General features: G+C 69.6%; 7 protein-coding genes and 1 tRNA gene. 1 reads left to right on the top strand and 7 read right to left on the bottom strand.

Annotation, left to right across the window (positions count from 1 at the left end):
• Nucleotides 1-57: 57 nt before the first annotated feature.
• The 5 genes from ACPYOM_RS19080 to ACPYOM_RS19060 all read right to left on the bottom strand — a co-directional run bounded on the left by ACPYOM_RS19080 (nt 58) and on the right by ACPYOM_RS19060 (nt 5,385).
• Nucleotides 58-2,511: a heavy metal translocating P-type ATPase gene (locus tag ACPYOM_RS19080; protein WP_481347168.1), complete on the bottom strand. Its 2,454-nt coding sequence runs from the start codon at nt 2,509-2,511 to the stop codon at nt 58-60.
• 52 nt (nt 2,512-2,563) lie between these two features.
• Entirely contained in the window at nt 2,564-3,073 is a 510-nt protein-coding gene (locus ACPYOM_RS19075; protein WP_481347167.1) for a DsrE/DsrF/DrsH-like family protein, read from the bottom strand.
• Nucleotides 3,073-3,387 (bottom strand): TusE/DsrC/DsvC family sulfur relay protein, encoded by a 315-nt coding sequence (locus ACPYOM_RS19070; protein ID WP_481347166.1) that lies wholly within the window; start codon nt 3,385-3,387, stop codon nt 3,073-3,075. Before ACPYOM_RS19070 ends, ACPYOM_RS19075 begins: the two co-directional genes overlap by 1 nt.
• Before the next feature lie 13 nt (nt 3,388-3,400).
• Complete coding sequence (gene sqr / locus ACPYOM_RS19065) at nt 3,401-4,657, bottom strand: type III sulfide quinone reductase, selenoprotein subtype (protein WP_481347165.1); 1,257 nt, start codon at nt 4,655-4,657, stop codon at nt 3,401-3,403.
• Nucleotides 4,658-5,202: 545 nt separating this feature from the next.
• Nucleotides 5,203-5,385 (bottom strand): hypothetical protein, encoded by a 183-nt coding sequence (locus ACPYOM_RS19060; protein WP_481343787.1) that lies wholly within the window; start codon nt 5,383-5,385, stop codon nt 5,203-5,205.
• 756 nt (nt 5,386-6,141) lie between these two features.
• Here ACPYOM_RS19060 and ACPYOM_RS19055 point away from each other — a divergent pair.
• Nucleotides 6,142-6,516, top strand: a complete 375-nt coding sequence (locus tag ACPYOM_RS19055) for a hypothetical protein (RefSeq protein WP_481347164.1) — start codon at nt 6,142-6,144, stop codon at nt 6,514-6,516.
• A gap of 648 nt (nt 6,517-7,164) precedes the next feature.
• Here the strand turns inward: ACPYOM_RS19055 and ACPYOM_RS19050 are convergent.
• Both ACPYOM_RS19050 and ACPYOM_RS19045 read right to left on the bottom strand, forming a co-directional pair.
• Nucleotides 7,165-7,237, bottom strand: a tRNA-Ala gene (locus tag ACPYOM_RS19050).
• A gap of 57 nt (nt 7,238-7,294) precedes the next feature.
• Nucleotides 7,295-8,586 (bottom strand): PKD domain-containing protein (locus tag ACPYOM_RS19045; RefSeq protein ID WP_481347163.1); only part of this gene is annotated, 1,292 nt, incomplete at its 5' end.

Below are 8,586 nucleotides of genomic sequence, written 5' to 3'. Positions count from 1 at the left end.
TCCGTCGTCGGCAGCGTCAGATGTGTATAAGAGACAGGGATGCGGTCACTCAGGTCGTCAGGGCTTGCGCAGTGGTTGGCCCGGGAGGTGCTGCGTACGCAGCCTCAGCGCGTTGCCGATGACGCTGACCGACGAGAGCGCCATCGCGGCCGCGGCGATCATGGGCGACAGCAGCAGCCCGAAGGCCGGGTAGAGCACGCCGGCTGCGAGGGGGATGCCGGCGGCGTTGTAGACGAAGGCGAACACGAGGTTCTGCCGAATGTTCGACATCGTGGCCTCGGACAGGGCGCGGGAGCGGACGATGCCGGTCAGGTCTCCCTTGAGCAGGGTCACACCGGCGCTCTCGATCGCGACGTCGGTGCCGGTGCTCATGGCGATGCCGACGTCGGCCGTGGTCAGGGCGGGGGCGTCGTTGACGCCGTCGCCGGCCATCGCCACGACCCGGCCCTCGGCGCGCAGGGCCTTGACGACGTCGCTCTTGTGCTCGGGCAGCACCTCGGCCTCGACACGGTCGATGCCCAGGCGACGGGCGACGGCGTGGGCGGTGACCTCGTTGTCACCGGTGAGCATGACGACCTCGATGCCGTCCTCGCGCAGGGCCTTCAGCGCGCCCGGCGTGGTGTCCTTGACGGGGTCGGCGATGGCGAGCACCCCGGCGACGCTGCCCTCGACCGCGACGTAGACGGCGCTGGCGCCGTCGGCCCGTAGCCGGTCCGCCTCGGCGTCCATGCCGGCGGTGTCGACGCCCTGGCCGGCCAGGAACGTCTTGCTGCCCACGAGGACCCGGGCACCATCGACCGTGCCGGTGACGCCCTTGCCGATGGGGGCGTCGAACTCCGTGACGTCGGGAACGTTCAGTCCCGCGTCGGTGGCGGCCCGGACGACGGCGAGACCGAGCGGGTGCTCGCTGGCGCGCTCGACGGCGGCCGCGAGCCGCAGGACCTCGTCCTGGTCCGCTCCGTCGGCGGGGCTGATGTGGGTGACGGACGGGCGGCCCTGCGTCAGGGTGCCGGTCTTGTCGACGACGAGGGTGTCGACCTTCTCCATCAGCTCGAGCGCCTCGGCGTTCTTGATCAGCACCCCGAGCGAGGCGCCCCGGCCGACGCCCACCATGATCGACACGGGTGTGGCCAGGCCCAGCGCACAGGGGCAGGCGATGATGAGGACGCTGACCGCCACGACGAGCGCGTGCGCCAGCCGCGGGTCGGGGCCCGCCGTGGCCCAGACGACGAACGCGGCCACGGCGATCACGATGACCGCGGGCACGAAGACGGCGGAGACGCGGTCGGCGAGCCGCTGGATCGGTGCGCGGGAGCGCTGCGCGTCGGCCACCATCTGGACGATGCGGGCGAGCATCGTGTCGCGCCCGACCTTCTCGGCACGGATGACCAGTGAGCCGGTCTGGTTGACGGTGCCACCGATGACGGCGTCGCCCGTTGTCTTGGTCACCGGCATCGACTCGCCGGTGACCATCGACTCGTCGACGGTGGTGCGGCCCTCCTGGACGGCGCCGTCCACGGGGAGGGACTCGCCCGGCCGGACCCGCAGCAGGTCGCCGAGCTGCACCTCGTCGAGGGTGACGTCGGCCTCGTTGCCCTCGGTGTCGATGCGGTGGGCGGTCTTGGGGGTGAGGTCGAGCAGCGCGCGGATGGCCCCCGACGTGCTCTCCCGTGCGCGGAGCTCGAGGACCTGCCCGAGCAGGACGAGGGTCGTGATGACGGCGGCGGCCTCGAAGTAGACGGCGACCGCACCGTCCATCCGGAAGGCCTCCGGGAACAGCCCGGGCGCAACGGTCGCCACCACGCTGAACGCCCACGCCACGCCGGTGCCCATCGCGATGAGGGTGAACATGTTCAGCTTCATCGTTCGAAGCGAGGTCCAGCCTCGCTCGAAGAACGGCCAGCCGGCCCACAGCACCGCCGGAGTGGCCAGCACGAGCTGGGCCCAGTTCGCCGCGGGTGCCGAGATGGCGTCCTGCAGGGCGGGGACGAGGTCGCGTCCCATCGACAGGACGAGGACCGGGATGCTGAGGATGAGGGCCACGGTGAACCGGCGGGTCATGTCGGCCAGCTCGGGGTTGGGTCCGCTGTCCGCGGTCACGGTGACCGGTTCGAGCGCCATGCCGCAGATCGGGCAGGTGCCCGGTCCCGGTCGTCGGACCTCCGGGTGCATGGGGCACGTCCACTCGGCGACGTCGCCGACCGAAACCGCAGGAGCGGCGACCTCTTCGTGGTTCGCGTGCGGGGAGCTGTCCAGGTGGTGGTGCTCGTGGCCATGGCTGCCGTGGTCGTGCACGCCGTGGTCGTGCACGCCGGACGCGGGCGCCGGGGACCCGAGGTAGGCGCTCGGGTTCACCTCGAACGCGGCCTTGCAACCGGCGGAGCAGAAGTAGTAGTCGTGTCCGTCCACCACGAGGTGGTGCTCGCTGGTGGCGGGGTCGACGTCCATGCCGCAGACCGGGTCCTTCACGAGCGAGGTCGTCGAGGTCGAGTGGTCGCCGTGGCTGTCCATACCCTCAAGATACCCCCATAGGGTATGTCGTCAAGGTCGGGAGGAGCGCCACCTAGATGAAGAGCAGCTGCGCCCCGTCGGTCAGCTCGATGAAGTCCGAGGCCGAGATGATTCCCTCGACGTCGTCGCGCAGGTCCTGCTCGGTCAGGTGCTGCATGTCCGCGGACATCCGGCATGCCCACAGGTGCCCGCCGGAGGCCACGATCTGGTCGAGGAAGTCGGGCACCTCCGGGACGTCCAGGTCCGCGATGGCCTTCTTCATCTGCGAGGTGGCCAGGTGGGTCATGCCCGGGACGCCGCCGAGCCCCTGGGGCAGGTGGGTGGCGGTGTTGCCGAGCATCGTGAACTTCAGGTGGCCAGACGTCTTCTTGTTGATCATGTCGAAGCCCCAGAACGTGAAGAACAGGTGCGTCTCGACGCCTTCCCCGAGCGCCGCGTTGGCGAGGATGAGGCCGGGGTAGGCCATGTCGAGGTTGCCTTTGCTGCAGATGATCGCGAGCTTGCGACCCTGCGCGTCGGGAGCGTCGAACGACGGGACGAGCGGGGCGGTCTGGGTGGTCATCACACACATCCCTTCGGCTTGGGCAGTCCCGCGACGTACGCCATCTTCTTGGCCGGCTTGCCGGGGAAGAGGTCGAAGAGGGACTTGATGGGGGTGCCGGTCTGCGTGCTGACCCGGCGCAGGGTCGCCGTCTCGCCCTGGCGGGCGAAGTCGTCACGCAGGAAGTGCACGAGCTTCCAGTGCTCGTCGGTCAGCTCGATCCCGATGAGGCGGCCGAGCTCGACACCGAGGTCGTCCGACCACTGGTCCGGGTGGGTGAGGAAGCCCTCGTCGTTGACCTCGACGGCGTGGCCGGCGATCGTCGTGGTGGGCATGGTGACGCTCCTTTCAAGCGCTCGCGGGAGCGGGGACCTTCCCCGCCATCGACATCTGCGCGGGCAGGCCGAGAGGTCGTCCGGGGAGCAGGAGGTTCCAGTAGATGTGGCGGAACGCGAGCTTGCCGACGTGGTTGGCCCGCGACTGCTTGAGCAGCGTCATCGGCCCGAGGTGTGGCAGCGGGAAGGTGCCGGTCAAGGGCTCGGTGTCGTAGTTGAAGTCGAGCAGCATCGCCTTGCCGCCGCCGGACTCGACAAAGCAGTTGGCGTGCCCGTCGAACGAGTGGCTCATCGGGCGCCCGGCTGCGTGCTCGACGAAGTTGTCCGCGAACACCTCGACGGAGAAGTGCGCGACGGAGCCGGCCTTCGACGTCGGGATGTTGCTCGCGTCGCCGAGGGCGAAGATCGATGCGTGCTCGGTGGAGAGCATCGTGTGCTTGTCGACCGGGACGTAGCTCAGCTCGTCACCGAGCCCCGAGCGCGCGACGAAGTCGGCGCCCATGTTGAGCGGGATCGTCACGAGCTGGTCGTATGCGATCTCGCGCTCGTCGTAGGAGACGAGGACTCTTCGCTCCTGGTCGACGTGCTCGACGAGGAAGTCGGTCTCGAGGGTGATGTCCTTGTCGGCCAGCAGGTGGCCGAGCTCGCGGCTCGCGACCGGCTTGGTGAAGGCGCCGTCGAGCGGGGTCACGTAGACGAGCTCGGTGCGGTCGCGCAGGCCCCGGCGGCGCAGGAAGTCGTCGGCGAGGAAGGCGAACTCGAGGGGCGCCACCGGACACTTGATCGGCATCTCGGTGATGTGCACGACGAGACGGCCTCCCGAGAAGCCGTCCAGCGCCTCGCGTAGGGCCATCGCCCCGTCGAAGGTGTAGAACTCGCCGACGCTGCGGTGCCACTCCGGCCCGAGCATGCCGGGCGTCTGGTCGGGGCGCGGCGACGTACCGGAGGCGATGACGAGCTCGTCGTAGGCGAGGGTGCGGCCGTCGGCCAACGAGACCTCGCGGGCCTCGGGGTCGACACGCTCCACGTCGCCGAGCACGAGCTCGATGCCGTCGCCGATGAGTCTGTGCCGGCTTCGTCGGACCTGGTCGGGCTCGATGAGGCCGAACGGCAGGAAGAGGTATCCCGGCTGGTAGTCGTGGGTGTCGTCCTTGTCGACGACGGTGATGCGCCACTCGTCGGCGGGTAGGCGGCGCCTCAGCTTGTTCACGACCATGGTGCCGGCCGTGCCCGCTCCCAGTACTACGAGTGACCTTCTGGTTGTGGTCATGCCTCGACGGTACCCCCGCGGGTATCGGCCTCGCTGTGAGCGAGGAGACAGGCGGGCTGTGATGTGTCAGACAGGCGCACCCGCGCCGTCGACGATCCGGGACGCGGCTCGACAGGCAAGGGTGAGGTGAGGAGCTGAGGGGGCCCCGTAGCCTCCGCCAGCGCTCCGGCTCCTCCTCGAATCTGTGACGAACCCGGCGCGACGCTGGTTGGCTTGCTCGTTCTGGCCTCGGCAGGATGCGGTCAACCGAAGCTCCAGGACGGAGCCTTCGTCGTCGTGCGTTGAGCCAATGGCAGCCCTGGAGACGATCGCCGAGCGGTTGAAGATGAGGCTCCGAGCAGACGGCCGCGCAGACGCTGAGGCAGCGTCAACGTGGCCATTCACCACCACGCTGGGCGCTTCGTCAGCGTGTTGCCACCGGTCTTGCTTTCCTGGTCAGCGGGGGCTCCGTGCGGAAGCGTGAGGGCGCCGAGGCGTCCCAACCCAGTCGCGCCCTGCACGCCTCGAGGGACGTGCGCTGTGGCACCAGACGCACGCAGGCGCGGCTAGCCCTCGCCGCCTTGATCTGCATCGTCCTCAGCGTCGTGGCGCTCGTCCTCGAACGCCTTTACGAGGAGGCGGGCACGCTCGTCGCGGCCGACCGTGTTGGCGTCCTCGCGACCGTGCATGGCCTGCGCAAGGGCCCACTCGGGCAGATCGGGACGAGGTCGCTCAGCTGCTGTGCCCATGGGCGCCATCCGTTCCATCGCCGGGCCTACCAGGGACCAACCAAGGTATCGCGCAGCGACGCCTTCCCAGTGTGCGCCCGGGCGGTGAGTCGCCACAACTGCAAGGCGCGAGACAGGTCCTCACAGAGACGCAGCCGGCTCCTTCGGCGCCGTACCGGATCGACACTTCGTGAGCCGGCCCGAAGACCTGTCGCGGACCGGCTCGTGACGTGCGGCGGCCGAGAAGACGCAGACCTGCCCGCTTGCCGACAACAGGACGTAGGCTCGGGCTGTCTCGCACACCGGAAACGTCTCGGGCCGCGGGGGAGCCGAGGTCTCGAATGTCCGCTGATGCACCCGAAGGCCCACCTCCTGTGAACCGGTCGCTGACAGTGCTGGCAGCCGACGTGCGCCGTGCCCGTGAAGAGGTGCAGCGACTCCGCGGCGTACCCGCGTCAGCACCGCTTCACGCTGCACACGAGTCGTTGCTGGAGGCCATGGAGCGATACGCCGCGGCGCTCAGTGTCCGCAACCTGCCGCTCCCTTCGCGGCTGCGTGACGAGCTGCGTCTGCAGCGTCGCATCCGCCGTAACCGCGGCCGGTGCGGCTCATGACTTCCTGCGGCTTCTTTGCATGGTCCGAGGCGCCGGTCCTCAGCGCTCCGGCAATGGGGCGGCGGCTGGGGGCCGCGCTGTCAGCTCCCGGGTTCGCGAACGGGATCGACTCCCCCCATCAAGCAGGGTCCGCCGGGTCGACGGCACGAACCAGAGCCCAGTCATGATGCGTCGCCTGATCGTCCTCGATCTTTTCTCCGGGCCAGGCTGGCGCGATGCGACCCAGATGGTGGGACACATACCAACCGGTGACGGTGTGGCTTGGGTGCTCGTCCAGCCGGACCGTGTCGAAGTCGTCGCGGGTGGCCCGAGCGACCCGCAACAACTACGGGATGCGAGTGACGGAGGACCGTCCTTCTACTGTCGTGTCTGGCACACAACGTCAGGGACCGACCGGCCGACGGTGCACACCGTGGCCGCAGGCGACGCCGACCTCTACGAGGAGATCCTCTTGAGCATCGGCTTCCGGCTCGAAGAGCCCGAAGGGGTTCGGCTGGAGCGTGATGACTCCGGCGTCTTCCGGGGCTACTACATCTGACAATGCCGGGACGGCGGGACCGCGGGAACGCGTACGTTTCCGCTGCAGGCGCCTCGGTGGTGCCCACATCTGTCGGAGCGGGTGATGATCGGCTCATGGCCGCCACGGCAAGCCAACCAGCTGAACACGATCGAGCCGCCCCCGATGTGACGAGCCTGGGGCCGTGATCACGCGCCGCCGACGGCTGGTCGTGAGCCCGTCCTTCCGAACGACGGCGCTCCGGGGGCGCCCCCACCGAGCCACGGGGACCCCATCCGACGGGTTGCCCACCAGATGCGACAGGGACACGAGTCAGGCGGGGCTCAATGTGACCTCGGGGGACACCGGGACACATCGGCAGGAGACGGGCGGATGACAAAGAGGGAACCCCGCCCGTTCCTGCGTGAATCTGCAGGTGGGACGCGGTTCTGTCTGGTGGAGCTGAGGGGACTCCGTCGCCTCCGCTGGCGCTCCGGCTCCTCCTCGAATCACTGAGTCCCAGAAACGGCAGAGAGACCGGAGGAAAAGCGTGTCCGGTCTCTCTGCCGTTGGTGGAGCTGAGGGAGCCGTCGGCTCCGCTGCGCTCCGCCTCCTCCCGAATCCCCCCAACCTGTTCCAGAACATGAAGCAGGACCGGACGAAAAGCGTGTCCGGTCCTGCTTGATGTTGTGGAGCTGAGGGGATTCGAACCCCTGACCTTCTCATTGCGAACGAGACGCGCTACCAACTGCGCCACAGCCCCTCGGTGCGGAAGGAACGATAACACCACGCGGACCGGCTCATCCAATCGGTGCGGTGGTCACGGTGCGAAGGTGAGGACGAGCGCGGCCCAGGTGCCCGAGGTGGTGCCGTCCGCGCGGAACGTGCCGGTGGACGTCGGGAGCTGGTAGGCGCGGCCGAGGTTGGTCTGGCCCGTCGCCTGCGGGGTGAGCGCGGTCCACGCCGAGGTCCACGTCGGGTTCGTCGCCGCAGTGAACGAGGCGACCGCCCCGAACACGACCTCACGTGCCGCCGTCGTCGTCTGGGTCAGCCCGGACGAGAACGAGGCCGTCGTGCCGGTGGCCGAGGCGACCCGGTCGACCCGCGCCACACCCTGAAGGTCGTCCACGACCATCCGGTACGACGAGACCTTCGGGAAGGTCGCCGTGATCTTGGCACCCTGCGGCAGCGGCTTGGTCGCGAGCGCCGTGAGGACGAGGAGCCGGCCGCCGCTCACGGACACCGACCGGGCGAGGGTGTAGGTGTTGCCGGCCGTGTCGGTGACGCTGGCGGCGCCGTTCGAGTTGGTCAGCACCTGGAGCGTCACGACGACGAGGTGGTTCTGCTGGACGCCGGCCCCGGTTCCGAGCGTGACGGTCGCGGACGAGGCGGACGTCGTCGACGACGCCGTGCCGACCGTGGCCACGAAGCCGGGTGGCGGCGCGGCGACCGTGACCGACCGCTGCGCCGTGGCGCTGACGCCGGACGTGTTGGTGACGGTGACGGTCACGGTGTAGGCGCCCGCGACGCTGTAGGTGTGCGTCGCGGTGGCGGTCGCCGACGCGGGCACGGTCGTGCCGTCACCGAAGTCGAAGGCGTACGACAGGGTCTGGCCCTGCGGGTCGGTGGACGCCGAGGCGTCGGCGGTGACCGCGACGGGCGCGGTGCCGCTGGACGGGGTCACGGACAACGAGGCCGTCGGCGGCCGGATCGCCGCGGAGACGGTGACCGTCTTCTGCGCGGTGGAGGTCAGGCCGGAGGTGTTGGTGACGGTCACGACGACCGTGTAGCTGCCGGCCGAGACGTAGCTGTGCGTCGCCGTGGCGGAGGCCGACGCGGGCACGGTCGTGCCGTCGCCGAAGTCGAAGGCGTACGACAGGGTCTGGCCCTGGGGGTCGGTGGAGGCCGAGGCGTCGGCGGTGACCGCGACGGGTGCGGTGCCGCTGGACGGGGTCACGGACAGCGAGGCCGTCGGCGGCCGGATCGCCGCGGAGACACTGACCGTCTTCTGCGCGGTCGCGGTCAGGCCGGAGGTGTTGGTGACGGTGACCGTGACGGTGTAGCTGCCGGCGGTCGTGTAGCTGTGCGTCGCGGTGGCCGAGGTGGAGGTGC

The organism is Monashia sp. HAY1-2A, assembly GCF_056755315.1.
This window is presented reverse-complemented; position numbering and strand designations above follow the sequence as displayed.